The sequence below is a fragment of the Vibrio sp. 704 genome (assembly GCF_033339295.1).
In genome coordinates this window covers 1-881 of the sequence record NZ_JAWOUH010000219.1, presented here as the reverse complement: position 1 = coordinate 881, position 881 = coordinate 1, and the positions used below count along the sequence as shown (strand labels likewise).

General features: G+C 47.1%; 1 pseudogene. It reads right to left on the bottom strand.

Features of this window, described 5'->3' with window-relative positions:
* Window positions 1–881: pseudogene (locus R7R24_RS25565) on the bottom strand (amino acid permease); the annotation flags it as partial.

The following is an 881-nucleotide window of genomic DNA, read 5'->3' as shown; positions in this document are numbered from 1 at the left end:
CTTCTTTTATACGCTCTTCCTGATTCAATGATTTTTCGTATTGGCTGTACTTCCACCAAGCAAAGCCAAGGAAAATCACGATACCGCCAACGTTGTAGAAAATGATGGTCATGATGTTGGCCCCAGTAGGGAAGGTCGATGCTAAGAAACCAACCGTAAAGATAGCGATCAGTACCGATACGGTAGCGATGCCCATTTTGCGTGAGCCCATTTTGAAATCACGCTCGACGTGATCCAGTTTCAAGCGCAGATTCAGGTACGCCAACATGATGAACAGTGGTGGGAGCATGGATGCCGCCGCGGTCATGTTGATCACGGTGTTCATCAGATCTTGAGCGGTGTTAGAACCTAATGTTGGGATGATCATCAGTGGGATAACGATAAGGAACTGATACCAAGCTGCGCGAGCTGGTACGCCGTTTTCGTTCAGCTCTACGGTTTTCTTACCAAAAATGCCTTCTGGAATCTCAGAGAAGAAGATTTTCACTGGCGTTGCTGTCCACATCAGTAGAGATCCAAACATAGCGGTGAAGGATACCAAGCCTACGAAGCGGTTCATCAATATTTCTGGCAAACCAAAGTACGCAGCCAAACCTTCAAATACTTGAACCGATCCGCCCGTGTATTTTAGGGTTTCGCTAGGAACAAATACGTTAATCAAAACAGACGCAACTGAGTAAAGCACGCCGATAAAGATACCTGCGATGATGATGACTTTAACGAACGATTTCGAGCCGCCTTTTACATCGTTTACGTAAACCGCGACCGATTCCGCACCGCCTGCCGCCATAAAGATCCATGTAGTAATGCCTAAAAATGCCCAGCTGAAATCAGGGATCATCGCTTCTACAGTAATTGGGTCAGCCGGTTCTACGCCGCCG